Source organism: Curtobacterium sp. PhB146 (genome assembly GCF_004342995.1).
Lineage (GTDB): Bacteria > Actinomycetota > Actinomycetes > Actinomycetales > Microbacteriaceae > Curtobacterium.
The window spans coordinates 1,360,661-1,376,603 of the sequence record NZ_SMBN01000001.1 but is presented as its reverse complement, the minus strand read 5'-3'; the positions used below and the strand labels follow the sequence as shown (position 1 = coordinate 1,376,603).

The following is a 15,943-nucleotide window of genomic DNA, read 5'->3' as shown; positions in this document are numbered from 1 at the left end:
TCGCCACCGACAACGCCGTCCGGACGGACGGCCGCACCCCACGAGGTCCCAGTACATGCTTGCCTTCATCGCAAAGCGGATCGTCAACTACATCGTCCTGACGATCGTCGCGACGACCCTCGGTTACATCCTCGCCAGCAGCACCCTGAACCCGGCTGCCCGGTTCCTGGGCCGCAACCCGGCCGTGCCGCAGGGCACGATCGACGAGTCCCTGCGGAAGCTCGGTGCCGATCCGGGCACCCCGCTCATCGTCCGGACCTGGACCTGGTGGTCGAACCTGATCACGCACGGATCGCTCGGCATGAGCACGCGCGGCACCGAGGTGACGGCCGACATCGTCGCCCGCTCCGGCACGAGTCTGCGCTTGCTGGTCATCGGCACCCTGCTCGGCGCGATCCTCGGGGTGCTGCTCGGCGTGTGGAACGCCGTCCGCCAGTACCGCACGTCGGACCAGGTCTCGACGTACCTGTCGTTCGCGGTGCTCGCCACCCCGACCTTCGTCATCGCGGTCGTCCTGATGATCCTGGCGACGGCGATGAACCAGGGACTCGGCACCCAGGTGATCCGGTTCACGGGTGAGTACACGCCGGGGGTGAACGGGTTCTTCCCCGTGCTCGGCGACCGACTGATCCACCTGTTGTTACCCACGATCTCGCTGACGGTCGGCGCCGTCGCCACGTACTCGCGGTACCAGCGCTCCGCGATGCTCGACGTGCTGTCGAACGACTTCATCCGCACCGCGCGGTCGAAGGGCCGGACGCGCGGATCGGCCATCATGCGCCACGGCGTCCGCGTCGCCCTCATCCCGATGTCGACGTTCTTCGCGTACTCGTTCGGGCTGATCCTGACCGGTGCGAGCATCACCGAGCTGGTCTTCAGCTGGCACGGCATGGGCGAGTACTTCGTCCAGGGCATCACCAACAACGACATCAACGCGGCCTCGGGCACGATCCTCTTCACGGCGATCCTCGTGCTCATCGCAGGAACCCTCGCGGACCTGCTCTACGCCGCGCTCGACCCGCGAGTGAGGGTGTGACCCGTGTCTGTTCTCGACCCCACGACCACGACCACCGCCGGCGACCCCGGTGACGGCAACGCCGGCACCCCGGCGCACGTCATCGAGGTCAAGGGCGGCCGCACGCCGCTCTGGCGCAAGGTGTTCGGCACCTGGCGTGCCCGCATCGGTGGCGGCGCCCTGCTGCTCATCCTGCTGTGGGCCTTCGTCGGCCCGCACCTGTACCACTGGAACGCCGTCGACTCCGACGGTCTGGCGTTCGGCATGCCGCCGAGCGCCGCGCACTGGTTCGGCACGAACGACATCGGCCAGGACATCTACGCGCAGACGCTCGTCGGCCTGCAGAAGTCGCTGCTCATCGGCCTCATCGCTGGTCCGGCCGCCACGCTGATCGCCGGCATCGTCGGTGCGATCGCGGGCTACTTCGGCGGCACCGTGGACCGCGTGCTCATGTGGGTCATCGACCTGCTGCTCGTGATCCCCTCGTTCTACGCGCTCGTGCTCCTCAGCCCGGTGTTCAAGAACCTGACGTGGGTGGCGCTCATCGTCGGCCTCGCGGTGTTCAGCTGGATGGTGATGGCCCGCGTCATCCGCGGCCAGACGATGTCCCTGCGCGAACGCGACTACGTCAAGGCCGCCCGCTTCATGGGCGTCCCCTCGTTCACGATCATCCGACGGCACATCCTGCCGAACGTGGCGTCCCTGCTCATCATCGACGCGACGCTCGGCGTCGGGGCCGCGATCCTGGCGGAGAGCTCGCTGAGCTTCTTCGGCTTCGGCATCCAGATCCCCGACGTCTCGCTCGGCACCCTGCTCGCCGCCGGCAGCCAGTCCGCCGTCACCCGCCCGTGGCTGTTCGTCCTGCCCGCCGCGACCCTCGTCGCGACCGTGCTCTCGACCAGCCTGCTCGGCGACGCCCTGCGCGACGCCATCGACCCCACCTCCGGAGCCAACCGTGACTGAGCCGCTGCTGACCGTGTCCGACCTGTCGGTCACGTTCAACCCGAAGACCAAGCCCGTCTACGCCGTCCGCGGGGTCGACTACACGGTGGCCCCCGGCGAGTTCCTCGGGATCGTCGGCGAGTCCGGCTCCGGCAAGTCGGTGTCCTCGATGGCCGTGATGGGTCTGCTCCCGTCGTCCGCCCACGTCGAGGGCAGCATCCGCTTCGATGGCCAAGAGCTCCTCGGCAAGAACGACCGCGAGATGTCCCGCCTGCGCGGCGGCGACATCGCGATGGTGTTCCAGGACCCGCTGTCCGCCCTGACACCCGTGTACACGATCGGCCAGCAGATCATCGAGGGGCTGCGACTGCACGACCGCTCCCTCACCCAGCACGCCGCCCGCACCCGCGCCGAGGAGCTGCTGCGCGTCGTCGGCATCCCGAACCCCGCTCGGCGGCTCGACGCGTTCCCGCACGAGTTCTCCGGCGGTATGCGGCAGCGCGCGATGATCGCCATCGCCATCGCGAACGACCCGAAGCTGATCATCGCCGACGAGCCGACCACCGCGCTCGACGTCACGATCCAGGCGCAGATCCTCGACGTGCTGCAGACGGCGAAGGACATGACCGGCGCCGCCGTGGTCCTCATCACGCACGACCTCGGAGTCGTGGCCGGCAACGCGGACCGCGTCGCCGTCATGTACGCGGGCCGCATCGTCGAGACGGCTCCGGTCGAGCCGCTCTTCCGCGAGCCCGTCATGCCGTACACGATCGGGCTCCTCCGCTCGATGCCGAACATGACCGCGGCCCGCACCGAACGGCTCGTCCCGCTCGAGGGCCGCCCGCCCCTGCTCACGCAGAAGCCGACCGGCTGCCCGTTCGCCGATCGCTGCCCGGCGGTCATCGACGCCTGCCGCGACGGCGAGCCCGCGCTGGTCGAGCCGACCGTCCCGCAGAGCGGCGACAACCCGGTCCTGACCGGGACCGTCCCGACGATCGGCAACGGCACGCTGCTCGACGACCACACCGCAGCGTGCATCCGTCGCGACGAGATCGCGGCGGGCACCCTCGAGCGGTCGGAGATCTTCCCCCGCCCCGAGGACATCCCCGAAGCGGCGGTCGACCACGGCGACGACGTCGTCCTCGAGCTCACCGACGTCGTCAAGACGTTCCCGCTCACCAAGGGCGCGCTCTTCCGCCGGCAGATCGGCGAGGTGCACGCAGTCGACGGCATCTCCCTGACGCTCAAGCGCGGGCAGGTGCTCGGCCTGGTCGGTGAGTCCGGCTGCGGCAAGACCACCACGATCATGGAGATCCTCGAGCTCGCCGGCGCCCAGCAGGGCACCATCCGGGTGAACGGCGTCGACACCGCGTCGCTGTCGAAGAAGGACCGCCTGGCGATCCGCCGTGACATCCAGGTCGTGTTCCAGGACCCGATGGCGTCGATCGACCCACGGCTCGACATCGGTTCGGTGATCGGTGAACCGCTCACGGTGCACGGCGTCGCGAAGGACGAGATCCGCCGCCGGGTCCGCGAGGTCCTCGAACTCGTCGGGCTCGAGCCGAGCTACATCGACCGGTACCCGCACGAGTTCTCCGGCGGCCAGCGGCAGCGCATCGGCATCGCCCGCGCGCTCATCGTCGAACCGAAGATCCTCGTGCTCGACGAGCCCGTCTCGGCGCTCGACGTCTCGGTGCAGGCCGGCGTGATCAACCTGCTCGAGGACCTGAAGCACCGCCTCGGCCTGTCGTACCTGTTCGTCGCGCACGACCTGTCCGTCGTCCGGCACATCGCCGACGACGTCGCGGTCATGTACCTCGGCCGCATCGTCGAGTACGGCGACGGCGACAAGGTGTTCTCCGACCCGCAGCACCCCTACACGCGGGCGCTGCTGTCGGCCGTGCCGGTGCCGGACCCGACCGCCGAGGCCGCCCGCGGGCGGATCCTGCTCGACGGCGACCTGCCCTCCCCCACGGAGCGCATCGACGGCTGCCGGTTCCGCACCCGCTGCCCGCTCTACCAGCTCCTCGACGAGGGCCGGCAGGAACAGTGCCGCACCGTCGACCCACGCCTGCAGGACGTGCACGGCCGCGGCGTCGCGTGCATCCAGACCGACCAGGAGCACCTGCTCACCGAGCGGGTCGGCGCGGTCGTCTGACGACGCTGGTCACGGTCACCGCTCCACATCGTGAGCAGAAATGGTCGGGTCCCGTCGGCGGACCCGACCATTTCTGCTCACCAAGCGCGGCGGTGGACGTGACCAGAGGACGGACGGGAGGCCCGGCGCACGTCGTGCGCCGGGCCTCCCGTCCGTCTCGTCGTCGCGATCGCGAGCCGCGTCAGCCGCCCAGCGTCAGGCTCAGCAGCGAGACCACGAGGAGCGCCAGCGCGACCGCGCCGACGATGACGGCGGGGCGGTCCCAGCCGCGCACGGCGTCGCCGTCACCGGCGACGGCACGCTGCTCAGCCCACCGGTCGAGCAGCACGGTCATCTCGTCCGGCTGGCGCAGCACGGCACGCTCGCCGCGCCGGGCCGGCTTCGGCCGGGGCAGCGACGGGCCGCCCCAGCACTGCACGCGACGACCGGCGACCGTCTCGATGACGATCTGCCAGCGGAGCTTGACGTCGGCGACCGCGTGCCACGGCACCACGGTGCGGCGGAGCGGGTTGACGACGGTGACGGCCGTGTCGTCGATGCGGATGCACGGGCGGTACGTGAGCACCCACAGGACCCAGACCAGCACGGCGATCGGTCCGACGGCGTCGAGCACCACGATCCAGCTGCCGCGCACCGCCGCGTCGACCAGCAGGAAGAGGCCCAGGACGGCGACGAGGCCGGCCGCCACGGCGCCTCCGCGACCAGCGCGGAGGACGACGGGACGTCCGGCCTCGTTCGTGTCCAGCAGGATCAGCGTCCGAACTCGAACCCGGCGCCGGGGATGGCGGCCAGGAGGTCCTTCGTGTACTGCTCCTTCGGGGCGGCGAAGACCTCGTCGGTCGTCGCCTTCTCGACGATCTTGCCCTGGCGCATGACGCACACGTTGTCCGCGACCAGGCGGACGACCGCCAGGTCGTGCGTGATGAACAGGTAGGTCAGGCCGAGTTCGGTCTGCAGCTCCGTCAGCAGGTCGAGGATCTGCCCCTGCACGAGCACGTCGAGCGCGGAGACGGCCTCGTCGAGGACGATGACCTCCGGCTTGAGCGCGAGCGCGCGGGCGACGGCGATGCGCTGCCGCTGCCCACCCGAGAGCTCGTTCGGGTAGCGGTTGACCATCGACTTCGGCAGCGCGACCTGGTCGAGCAGCTCGAGCACGCGGGCACGGCGCGACGCCTTGTCGCCCACCTTGTGCGTGGCGAGCGGCTCCGCGATCGTGTTCCCGACGTTGTACATCGGGTCCAGGGAGCCGTACGGGTCCTGGAACACCGGCTGCACGCGGCGGCGGAAGTCGAAGAGGTCCTTGCCCTTCAGCGCGCCGATGTCGATGCCGTCGAACTGCACGGTACCGCTCGAGATGCTCTCGAGCTGCAGCACCAGCTTGGCGACGGTCGACTTGCCCGAACCGGACTCGCCGACGAGCGCCGTGGTGGTGCCCTTCGGGATCGCGAACGACACGTCGTCGACGGCCTTGAGCTCGCGGGTGGCGAGGCTCTTGCCGCGCAGCTTGTAGATCTTCTCGAGGTTCTTCACCACGATGAGGTCCTCGGCGGGGCGGTGCTCGCGCTCCTGCGCCCGGGCGATGAGCTCGGCGTCGTCGCTGCCGGTGTCGGCGATCTCGATGCGCTCGTGCTGCACCTTCGACTGGATGCGGCGGCTCGCGAGCGAGGGCGCCGCGGCGACCAGGCGCTGCGTGTACGGGTGCTGCGGGTTCGCCAGGATCTCCTTCGAGGGACCTGCCTCGACGACCTGGCCCTTGTACATCACGACGAGCTTCTCGGCGCGCTCGGCGGCGAGGCCGAGGTCGTGCGTGATGAACAGCACCGACGTGCCGAAGTCGCGGGTCAGGCTCTCGAGGTGGTCGAGGATGACGCGCTGGACGGTGACGTCGAGCGCGCTCGTCGGCTCGTCGGCGATGAGCAGCTGCGGGCGGCTCGACAGACCGATGCCGATGAGCACGCGCTGCCGCATGCCGCCGGAGAACTCGTGCGGGTACTGCTTGAGACGGTTCGAGGCGTCGCCGAGGCCCGCCTCCTTCAGGACCTCGATCGCACGGTCGCGGACGGCCTTCTTGCCGGTGGCCATGCCGTTCGCACGGATCGCCTCCTCGACCTGGAAGCCGATCGACCACAGCGGGTTGAGGTTCGACATCGGGTCCTGCGGGACGTAGCCGATCTCCTTCCCGCGGATCTCGGACATCTCCTTGTCGCTCAGCCCGACGAGCTCACGCCCGTTGAACTTGATCGATCCGCCGGTGACCTGGCCGGTGCCGGGCAGCAGCTTGATGATCGCCTGGGCGCTCGTCGACTTGCCGGAGCCCGACTCGCCGACGATCGCGAGGCGCTCGCCCTGCTCGAGGGTGAGGTCCACGCTCCGCACGGCCTGCACGAGACCGGACTGCGTCTTGAACCCGACCTGCAGGTCGCGGATCTCGAGCAGCGGGGCACCGCCGGCGTTGGTGCGTCGGCCGGTGGGGTTGGTCAGCGTCTCGCTCATCGGCGGGCCCTCGCCTTCGGGTCGAGCGCGTCGCGCACCACGTCACCGAGGAGCAGGAACGCGAGCACGGTGATGGACAGCGCGGCCGACGGCCAGAAGATCGTCGACGGGTTGGTGCGGATCGACGTCTGCGCCGTTCCGATGTCGAGACCCCAGCTGAGGGCCGACGGCGGCAGTCCGATGCCGAGGAACGACAGGGTCGCCTCCGCCACGATGAACGTGCCGAGCGACACGGTCGCGACCACGATGACCGGGGCCAGCGAGTTCGGGATGACGTGGCGCACGAGCGTCTTGAACCGGCTGACGCCGAGGGCCGCCGACGCCATGACGTAGTCGGCCTGCTTGGCGCTCAGCACGGCGCCACGCATGATGCGGGCGATCTGCGGCCATGCGAACGCCGCGAGCACGAGCGCGACGGTGATCGCGTTCCGCGCGGGGATGACCGACATGATCACGATCGCACCGAGCACCGTGGGGATCGAGAAGAAGATGTCACCGATGCGGGACACGATCGTGTCGAGCCAGCCGCCGTAGAAGCCGGCCAGCGCGCCGATCACGATGCCGACGAGCGACACCAGGACCGTCGCGACGATGCCGACGATGAGCGAGTTCTGGGCGCCCCAGATCACGCGGGCGTAGACGTCGGAGCCCTGACGCGTGAAGCCGAGGATGTGCCCGGCCTCGGGTCCGCCGTCGCTGTTGTCGAGGTTCGACGCACGCGGGTCGACGTGGGCGAAGAGGCCCGGGAAGACCGCGACGACGATGATCAGCAGGATCAGGATCGAGGAGATCCAGAACGTCGGGCGGGTCCGCATGGACTCCCAGGCGTCGGTCCAGAGCGAACGGGTCTTCTCGTCCTCGTTGACCTGGTCGATCGCCTGCAGGGGCGTTTCCTCGAGCGGGGCGACGAAGTGCGTCGCCGAGCGCGGTGCGGCGTTACTTGGCATAGCGGATCCTCGGGTCCAGGACGGCGTAGAGCAGGTCCACCAGGAGGTTGGCGAGCATGAAGATGATGACCATCACGGCGACGAAGGAGACCACCGTCGGGCCCTCGCCGAGCTTGACGGCGCGGAACACCGTGCCGCCGACACCGTTGATGTTGAAGATGCCCTCGGTCACGATCGCGCCGACCATCAGGTTGCCGATGTCGACACCCAGGTAGGTCACCACGGGGATGAGCGAGTTCCGGAAGATGTGCACGCCGACGACACGACGACGGGGCAGGCCCTTCGCGGTCGCGGTGCGCACGAAGTCCGCCGTGGTGTTCTCGGCCACGCTCGCACGGGTGAGCCGCACGATGTAGGCGAAGGACACCGACGCGAGCACGATCGCCGGCAGGACGAGCTCGTCCCACGGCGCTTGTCCGGACACCGTGACCCGGAACAACCCGAGCTTGATGCCGAACACGTACTGCAGCACGAACCCGACGACGAACGTCGGCACCGAGATGAGCAGCAGCGACACGACGAGCGCGGTGGCGTCGAACAGCTTGCCCTTGCGCAGACCCGCGATGACGCCGACGACGATGCCGGCGACGGCCTCGAACACGAGCGCGAGGATCGCCAGGCGCGCGGTGATCGGGAACGCCGAGGCGAGCTGCTGGCTGACCGGCAGGCCCGAGTAGGTCACGCCGAGGTCGCCGCGGAACACGCCGCCGATCCAGAGCAGGTACTGGACGATGAACGGCTTGTCCAGGTTGTACTGCTGGCGCAGGGTCTCGATGACCTGCGGCGACGGCTGGCGGTCGCCGAACAGCGCTGCGATGGGGTCGCCGGGCAGCGAGAACACCATGAAGTAGATGAGGAACGTGGCCCCGAAGAACACGGGGATGAGTTGCAGGAGGCGCTTGCCGAGGTACCAGAGCATCAGATCCCTGCCCGGTCCGGAGCGATGTCGATCAGGTTCATTGTGGTGAGGGGTGGACGTTCCGAGGGTCGGCACGGATGTCCGGCACGGGCGGCGGCGCCCGATGTGGTGGGGGAAGGTGTTGCCGCCGAGGTACGGGGGTTCGGGGACCTGTGCGGTCCCCGAACCCCCGTCCGGTGGTCGCGAGGCAGGATACCTGCTCGCGCCTTGGTCTCTGGGAGACCTAGATCAGTTCTTGACCTCGATGTCGTAGTACAGCGGCACCGAGTTCCAACCGAACTTCACGTTGGACACGTTGTCCGCGTTCCAGACACCGGTGACGTTCGCGTACCAGAGCGGGATCTCCGGGAGGTCCTTGAACAGGAGCTCCTGGGCCTGGTCGAAGGCCTTGTTGCCCTCTTCGACCGTGGCGGCCGAACGGCCCTCGGCGAGCAGCTCGTTGTACTCCTTGGAGTCGTACCGCGAGTAGTTGTTCGACGAGCCCTCACCCATGGTCGGGCCGAGGAAGTTGTACAGCGACGGGTAGTCGGCCTGCCAACCGGTGCGGCTGCCGCCCGTGAGCTTGTCGTTCGTCTGGAGGTCCAGGGCTTCCTGGAACGTCGGGATCGCGTTGCCCTCGGCCTTGATGCCGAGCGTGTTCGAGATCGAGTTCGTGACCGCGGTCACCCACGCCTCGTGCCCACCGTCGGCGTTGTACGTGATGGTGAGGGTGTCGTCGTACTTCGAGATCTTGTCGGCCTCGGCCCAGAGCTTCTTGGCCTCGGACTCGTTGTAGTCCAGGACGTCGGAGCCGTCGAGGTCGTCGTTCCAGCCCGCGATGACCGGCGACGTGAAGTCCTTCGCCGGGGTACGCGTGCCGTCGAAGATCTTGTCGGTGATCTGCTTGCGGTTGATGGCCATCGAGACGGCCTCACGACGCAGCGTGCCTTCCTCGCCCTTCCAGTGGTCGAGGTAGTACGGCAGGTAGATCGCCTGGAAGATGGCGGCCGGCTGGTTGACGTTCGAGTCCGGGAAGTCGGACTTGTAGGTCTTGAAGGCACTGTCCGGCACGGCGTCGAGGACGTCGAGGTTGCCGCCCTGCGCGTCGGAGTACGCGGTGTCCTGCGAGGCGTAGAACGTGATCGTCAGACCACCGTTCTTCGGCTTGCGCTTGCCCTCGTAGTCCTTGTTGGTGACGAGCTTGATGGACTGGTTGTGCGTCCAGGCCTTCTTGCCGTCGAGCTTGTACGGACCGTTGCCGATCGGGTTCTCACCGAACGCCTTGGTGTCGTCGTAGAACGAGGACGGCAGCGGCACGAACGCCGAGTAGCCGAGCGACAGCGGGAAGTCCGACTGGGCCGACTTCAGCGTGACGGTGAACTCGTCGTCGTCGACGACCTTGAGGCCCGTGAGCTCCGAGTCCTTGTCGGCGTTGTAGCCCTCGATGTTCTCGAAGAAGTAGCTGGCGCCCTGGGCGTTCGACTTCTGCGCGGCCCAGTTCCAGGCCTTGGTGAAGGACTCCGCGGTGACCTTCTCGCCGTTCGTGAACGTGTAGTTCGTGTTCAGCTTGATGTCGAAGGTCTTCGAGTCATCGGTGTCGATGCTCTTCGCGACCTCGTTGACGGACTTGCCGTCGGCGTCGTAGGACACGAGGCCCTCGAAGAGCGAGTCGATGATCTTGCCGCCACCGGTCTCGGTGGTGTTTGACGGGATCAGCGGGTTCTGCGGCTCGCTGCCGTTGGTCGTGACGATGCCTGAGGCGTTGGACGAGCCCGAGCCACCCCCACTGTTGCTGTTGCTGGAGCAGGCGGTCAGGGCGAGTGCTGTGGCCCCGAGCACGGCGAGGGCTGTGAGCCCGGCGCGCTTCTTGATCAAGGTTCCTCCTGGTGCATGGGACGCGCAAGGGCACAGCGGTGTCACCCGGGCGCGTTTGACATCTGCACTGTAGGCAAGGTGGACAGCAGCCTCCAAACCCTGGAGCGAACGGTTACAAGCCGGTAACCAACTTGCACGATCCTTGCGAGAAGATGCAAGATTCGCGCGCTTGCTGAACGCCCTCGCGCTTTTGTTGCATCTGCATGAAACTTGTTGCACTGCGACACAGTTCTGTGCAAGGAAGACCTGTTCCGAGTCCCCCTCAGGACCCGGGCATCCGCGCCGCACCAGCCGTACCGTGAACACGTGCTCGCGAACGACATCCCCCATCTCCACGTCCCCTCCTCCCCCACCGTCAGCGGTGATCCCGGGGACGGCGGAGCGGCCTTCGTCGCCGTCTCGCGTCCGGACCTCGAACAGGACGCGTACCGCAGCACCATCGAGCGCGTGACCGCCGAGGGCGTGGTCCGCTGGACGTCCGGTGACCGCGACTCCTCGCCGGCCCTGTCCCCCGACGGTCGCTCGCTCGCCTTCCTCCGGTCCGTCCAGGACGACCACGGCGTCGCACACCCGCAGCTCGCCGTCGCACCGGTGCACGGTGGCGAGGCCCGCGTCGTCACCGCGCTCCCCCTCGGTGCCGGCGACCCCGTTTGGTCCCCCGACTCGACACGCGTCGCCGTGACCGCACGCTTCCCCGAACCCGGACGCTACGGCTCCGCAGTCCCCGGCGGCGACCGTCGCCCGGCAGCGGCCGCCGAGGCGCCGCGGCTCGTGTCCCGGCTCGACTTCCACGTCGACGGCACGGGGTACCTGCTCGACAAGCCGCAGCAGATCGTGGTCGTCGACGTCACCGACCCGGCAGCGGCACCGGTGGACTCCCCGCTCACGAGTGCGCCCTGCTCGGTCTCCGCACCGGCCTGGTACCCGGACGGCGGCGCGCTCCTCGTCGTCGCCCCGCGAGACCTCGGTGTGCGTGAGAGCCACGACGACGACCTGTACCGCGTCGACGCGTCCGACGGCACGATGGCGCTGGCGGTCCGGACCGAGGGCTCTGTGAGCTCGATCGCGATCGCCCCGGACCGTACCGTCCACTACGTCGGGGCGTCGCACCGCGACGGGCGACTGGTCGGCGAACCCGAAGGGCTGTGGGTCGCGGCGCACGACTCCGAACCGGTCCGACTGACCGCCCGCGAGACGGTCGACGTCGCAGGGATGCCGGTGTTCCACCGCGACGACGTCCTCGTGCAGGTGCTCGACCGCGGCACCGTCACCGTCCGTCGTGTCCCGGCCGGCACGACGGCTCCGCTCCGGCTGGACCAGCTGGGGGTCGTCCTCGGCGGCCGCCTGGTCGTCTCGGGCTTCGACGTCGACGGGGACGTCCTGGTCGCCACGGCTGCCACGACGGACTCGCCCGGCGAGGTGCACGTGGTCGACCTGACCGCGTCCGACGATGCCGTCCCGACGGCGCTCACCGACTACGCGGCCCCGCTCCGGTCCGAGGCATCGGCCCCCGGTGTCCGCCGCATCGAGGAGCTCACCGGCACAGCTCCAGACGGCACCCCGGTGCACGGCTGGGTCGTCCTGCCCGAGGGCGAGGGGCCGCACCCCGTCCTCCGGGTGGTGCACGGCGGACCGTTCGGCCAGGACACCTGGGCGTTCTTCGACGAGGCGCAGGTCTACGCCAGTGCCGGGTACGCCGTCGTCATCGGCAACCCGCGAGGATCCGGTGGCTACGGACTCGACCACGGCCGCGCGGTCATCGGGGCGATGGGCACCGTCGACGTCGACGACGTGCTCGCCCTGCTCGACGCAGCGCTCGAGCGCCCCGACCTCGACGCGGCACGCGTCGGCATCATGGGCGGCTCGTACGGCGGGTTCATGACGAGCTGGGTCGCCGCCCACCACGGCGAGCGGTTCGTCGCCGCGTGGAGCGAGCGCGCCGTGAACGCGTGGGACTCGTTCGCGGGCAGCTCCGACATCGGTTGGTACTTCGCCGACGCGTACGTCGGCGCCGACCCGGAAGAGCAGCGTCGCCGCAGCCCGCTGACGTACGCCGCGCAGGTCACCATCCCGTTCATGGTCGCGCACTCGGAAGCCGACTGGCGCTGCCCGATCGAGCAGGGGCAGCGCCAGTTCGTGGCCCTCCGGCGCGCAGGAGTCGACGCGTCGTTCCTCGTGTTCCCCGGCGAGGGCCACGAGCTCTCCCGCTCCGGCACGCCGTGGCACCGCGTGCAGCGGTTCGAGCACGTCCTCGCCTGGTGGGCCGAGCACCTGCCCGTCACGCCGGTGGACGCGGGTCGCTAGGCGAACGCCTCCACCGGCGGGCACGCGCACACCAGGTTGCGGTCGCCGTACGCCTGGTCGATCCGGCGCACCGGCGGCCAGTACTTGCGGCCGCTGATGCCCGGCAGCGGGTAGACGGCCTGTTCGCGGGTGTAGGCGTGCGCCCACTCCCCCGAGATCACCGACGATGCCGTGTGCGGGGCGTGCACGAGCGGGTTGTCGTCCGCCGGCCACTCCCCACGCTCCACCGCCGAGGCCTCGGCACGGATGGCGAGCATCGCGTCGACGAACCGGTCGAGCTCCGCCAGGTCCTCGCTCTCGGTCGGCTCCACCATCAGGGTGCCGGCGACCGGGAACGACATGGTCGGGGCGTGGAAGCCGTAGTCGACCAGGCGCTTCGCGACGTCGTCGACGGTGATGCCGGTGGAGTCGCGCAGTGGCCGCAGGTCGAGGATGCACTCGTGCGCCACGAGGCCGTCCTCGCCCGTGTAGAGCACCGGGAACGCGTCGCGCAGTCGGGCCGCGATGTAGTTCGCTCCGAGCACGGCTGCCTCGGTCGCACGGGTGAGGCCCTCGAGCCCCATCATCCGGACGTAGGTCCACGTGATGGGCAGGATGCTCGGGCTGCCGTACGGCGCCGCGCTGACCAGGCCGCCGGCGTGCGCCAGGCGGTCGTCGGCCTCGGCCTCGGTCGAACCGGGCCGTCGGTCGGCCTGCTGCGCGAACGGGTGCCCCGGCAGGTACGGCGCCAGGTGTGCCTTCGCCGCGACCGGACCGACACCGGGCCCGCCGCCGCCGTGCGGGATGCAGAAGGTCTTGTGCAGGTTGAGGTGCGAGACGTCGCCGCCGAAGTCGCCGAAGCGGGCGTGGCCGAGCAGCGCGTTGAGGTTCGCGCCGTCGACGTAGACCTGGCCGCCGGCGTCGTGCACGGCGTCGCAGATCTCGCGGATGTCGTGCTCGTACACGCCGTGGGTCGACGGGTACGTGATCATCAGCGCAGCGAGGGTGCCGGCGTGCTGTTCCGTCTTCGCGCGGAGGTCGGCGAGGTCGACGTTGCCGTTCTCGTCGCAGGCGACCACGACGACCTTCATGCCGGCGAGCACCGCGGACGCGGCGTTCGTACCGTGCGCGCTCGACGGGATGAGGCAGACGGTGCGCTCGGTGTCGCCGTTCGCCAGGTGGTACCCGCGGATCGCGAGGAGTCCGGCGAGCTCACCCTGGCTGCCGGCGTTCGGCTGCAGGGAAACGGTGTCGTACCCGGTGACCTCGGCCAGCCAGGACTCCAGGTCACCGATCATGTCGAGGTAGCCCTCGACGTCGCCGCGCGGCGCGAACGGGTGGATGTTCGCGAACTCCGGCCACGTCACCGCGGCCATCTCGGTCGCCGCGTTGAGCTTCATCGTGCAGCTGCCGAGCGGGATCATGCCCCGGTCGAGCGCGTAGTCCTTGTCCGCCAGGTGCTTCAGGTACCGCATCATGCGGGTCTCGCTGCGGTGTGCGCTGAAGACGGGGTGCGTCAGGTACTCGCTCTCGCGCAGCAGACCGGCCGGGAGGCCCGTGGCCGCGTCCCGCACGGTCGCCTCGGTCGCGGGGACGGTCACGTCCACCGCCCCGAACACGCCCGCCAGTCGGGCGACGTCGTCGGGCGTGGTCGTCTCGTCGACGGAGAGCTGGAAGACGTCCTCGTCCACCTGGTGCAGCAGGAAGTCGGCGTCCTGCGCTGCGGCGACGACCGCCCCGGCGCGACCGGTGGCCCGCAGGGTGAGCGTGTCGAAGAACGCGTCGTGCACCACCTGGAGGCCGGCGTCGCGGGCGACCGCGGCGAGCGCCGACGTCGTCCGGGCGACCCGGTCCGCGATGAAGCGCAGCCCCTCGGGCCCGTGGTAGACGGCGTACATCGAGGCCATCACGGCGAGCAGGACCTGCGCGGTGCAGATGTTGCTCGTCGCCTTCTCGCGGCGGATGTGCTGCTCGCGGGTCTGCAGGCTGAGGCGGTAGGCCATCGCACCGTCGGCGTCGAAGGACACCCCGACCAGGCGGCCGGGCAGCTGGCGTTCGAGACCGGCGCGGACGGCGAGGTAGCCGGCGTGCGGGCCGCCGAAGCCGAGCGGGACGCCGAAGCGCTGGCTCGTCCCGACGGCGACGTCGGCACCCAGGTCACCGGGGCTGGCGAGCAGGGTCATGGCGAGCAGGTCGGCCGCGACGACGGCGATGCCGCCACCGGCGTGGACACGCTCGATGATCGGCGACGGGTCGACGATCCGACCGGAGGCACCGGGGTACTGCACGATCACGCCGAAGGCGCCGTCGAGCTGCGCGTCGGTCGGCCCGACGACGGGGTCGAACGCACGCAGTGTGATGCCGACGGCGTCGGCGCGGTGGTCGAGCAGCGCGCGGGTCTGCGGCAGCAGGTCGTCGTCGACCAGGAACGCGTCGCCCTTCACCTTGGAGGCGCGGCGGGCGAGGAGCATGCCCTCGACCACGGCGGTGCCCTCGTCGAGCATCGAGGCGCCGGCGGTGGCCATGCCCGTCAGGTCGGAGACCATCGTCTGGAAGTTGATGAGCGCTTCGAGCCGGCCCTGCGAGATCTCCGGCTGGTACGGCGTGTAGGCCGTGTACCAGCTCGGGTTCTCGAGCACGTTCCGCTGGATCACGGCGGGCGTGTGGGTGCCGTGGTAGCCGAGGCCGATCATGGCGCGGCGGACGGTGTTGCGTCCGGCCTTGGCGCGGAGTTCGGCGAGCGCCTCGGTTTCGCCGACGGCGGCGGGGATCACCGATTCGGTGAGGGGTGCTGCGTGGATCGACTCCGGGATCGCGGCGCGGACCAGGGCGTCGAGCGACGGCCGGCCGACGGTGTCGAGCATCGTCTGCTGGTCGGCCGGGGTGGTGCCGATGTGGCGGTCGGCGAACGAGGTCTGCAGGTTCTGGAACCCCTGCTGGTCGTCGGGGCCGGTCATGCGATGGACGCCCGGTACGTGTCGTGGTCCATCAGGTCCTCGGGGAACGAGGTGCCGTCGACCTTGATCTTGACGAGCCAGCCGGTGCCGAACGGGTCCTGGTTGACGGTGTCGGGGGCGTCGACCACGGCGTCGTTGACCGCGACGACCTCGCCCTCGATCGGCGCGAAGAGTTCACCGACGCTCTTGGTGGACTCGATCTCGCCGATCTGCTCGCCCGCGGTGGTGGCGGTGCCGACGGCGGGGAGCTCGACGTAGACGACGTCACCGAGCTGCTCGGCGGCGTGGTCGGTGATGCCGACGGTGACGGTGTCGCCCTCGACGAGGAGCCACTCGTGGTCGGCGGTGTACTGGAGTGCGGTCTGGTCGCTCACG

At 69.6% G+C, this 15,943-nt stretch carries 11 protein-coding genes; 4 read left to right on the top strand and 7 right to left on the bottom strand.

The features are described 5' to 3' along the window. Positions 1-55: 55 nt before the first annotated feature. From EDF33_RS06700 to EDF33_RS06690, 3 genes are read left to right on the top strand one after another with little or no spacing between them, the layout of a single operon-like run. Entirely contained in the window at positions 56-1,036 is a 981-nt protein-coding gene (locus EDF33_RS06700) for an ABC transporter permease (RefSeq protein WP_123294112.1), read from the top strand. A 3-nt stretch (positions 1,037-1,039) separates the two neighbouring features. Then, the gene (locus EDF33_RS06695) at positions 1,040-1,978 is read left to right on the top strand and encodes an ABC transporter permease (RefSeq protein ID WP_132099582.1); all 939 of its coding nucleotides are present in this window, start codon (positions 1,040-1,042) and stop codon (positions 1,976-1,978) included. After that, on the top strand, positions 1,971-4,115 hold the full coding sequence (locus EDF33_RS06690) for a dipeptide ABC transporter ATP-binding protein (protein ID WP_123938966.1): 2,145 nt from the start codon (positions 1,971-1,973) through the stop codon (positions 4,113-4,115). Before EDF33_RS06695 ends, EDF33_RS06690 begins: the two co-directional genes overlap by 8 nt. A 181-nt stretch (positions 4,116-4,296) precedes the next feature. Here the strand turns inward: EDF33_RS06690 and EDF33_RS06685 are convergent, their stop codons facing one another. The 5 genes from EDF33_RS06685 to EDF33_RS06665 form a co-directional block, all read right to left on the bottom strand. Next, positions 4,297-4,803, bottom strand: coding sequence for a PH domain-containing protein (locus EDF33_RS06685; RefSeq protein WP_123340696.1), 507 nt, complete (start codon positions 4,801-4,803; stop codon positions 4,297-4,299). A 62-nt stretch (positions 4,804-4,865) separates the two neighbouring features. Continuing rightward, positions 4,866-6,608: an ABC transporter ATP-binding protein gene (locus EDF33_RS06680; protein ID WP_131845331.1), complete on the bottom strand. Its 1,743-nt coding sequence runs from the start codon at positions 6,606-6,608 to the stop codon at positions 4,866-4,868. Further along, positions 6,605-7,555: an ABC transporter permease gene (locus tag EDF33_RS06675; protein WP_111084969.1), complete on the bottom strand. Its 951-nt coding sequence runs from the start codon at positions 7,553-7,555 to the stop codon at positions 6,605-6,607. Before EDF33_RS06675 ends, EDF33_RS06680 begins: the two co-directional genes overlap by 4 nt. After that, a complete protein-coding gene (locus EDF33_RS06670; RefSeq protein ID WP_123313322.1) occupies positions 7,545-8,474 on the bottom strand; it encodes an ABC transporter permease in 930 nt (309 codons plus the stop codon). The genes EDF33_RS06675 and EDF33_RS06670 overlap by 11 nt, the downstream gene beginning before the upstream one ends. Before the next feature lie 228 nt (positions 8,475-8,702). Beyond that, positions 8,703-10,328 carry an ABC transporter substrate-binding protein gene (locus tag EDF33_RS06665; protein ID WP_131845330.1) on the bottom strand — a complete coding sequence of 542 codons (1,626 nt, stop codon included), beginning with the start codon at positions 10,326-10,328 and terminating at the stop codon, positions 8,703-8,705. Positions 10,329-10,634: 306 nt separating this feature from the next. On the opposite strand from EDF33_RS06665, the gene EDF33_RS06660 reads away from it, so the two are divergent. After that, positions 10,635-12,632, top strand: a complete 1,998-nt coding sequence (locus tag EDF33_RS06660) for a S9 family peptidase (RefSeq protein ID WP_131845329.1) — start codon at positions 10,635-10,637, stop codon at positions 12,630-12,632. Here EDF33_RS06660 and gcvP read toward each other — a convergent pair. Both gcvP and gcvH read right to left on the bottom strand, forming a co-directional pair. Beyond that, positions 12,629-15,568 (bottom strand): aminomethyl-transferring glycine dehydrogenase, encoded by a 2,940-nt coding sequence (gcvP, locus tag EDF33_RS06655; protein WP_131845328.1) that lies wholly within the window; start codon positions 15,566-15,568, stop codon positions 12,629-12,631. The genes EDF33_RS06660 and gcvP overlap by 4 nt on opposite strands. Next, positions 15,565-15,942: a glycine cleavage system protein GcvH gene (gcvH, locus tag EDF33_RS06650; protein WP_123938974.1), complete on the bottom strand. Its 378-nt coding sequence runs from the start codon at positions 15,940-15,942 to the stop codon at positions 15,565-15,567. Before gcvH ends, gcvP begins: the two co-directional genes overlap by 4 nt. Position 15,943: the final 1 nt, after the last annotated feature.